The sequence below is a fragment of the Bacillus sp. HY001 genome (assembly GCF_007558965.1).
In the GTDB taxonomy this organism is placed as follows: Bacteria; Bacillota; Bacilli; order Bacillales; family Bacillaceae_G; genus Bacillus_A; species Bacillus_A mobilis.
The window spans coordinates 1-212 of the sequence record NZ_VLTE01000380.1 but is presented as its reverse complement, the minus strand read 5'-3'; the positions used below and the strand labels follow the sequence as shown (position 1 = coordinate 212).

Below are 212 nucleotides of genomic sequence, written 5' to 3'. Positions count from 1 at the left end.
GCAATATTACGAAATCCAACCATTGCTTTTAACTTATTTGCTAGATCAGCGCTAAGTAATCCTGCTGTAACCAATAAATCAAAAGCCTCTCGGCTAGATTGGGGTAGTCCTAATTTTTTCCCTGCAACAATATGCATTGCTAAATCAATACTCGCTTCACAAGCTCTTTGTATGTTCAATATTATTGAATCTTGTTTTGTAAAGTCCTCTAA

At 35.4% G+C, this 212-nt stretch carries 1 protein-coding gene; it reads right to left on the bottom strand.

The window, feature by feature from the left end; genetic code table 11:
• Positions 1-212: type VII toxin-antitoxin system HepT family RNase toxin (gene hepT, locus FOT98_RS31840; RefSeq protein WP_260851157.1), on the bottom strand; the 212-nt coding region annotated here is incomplete at both ends.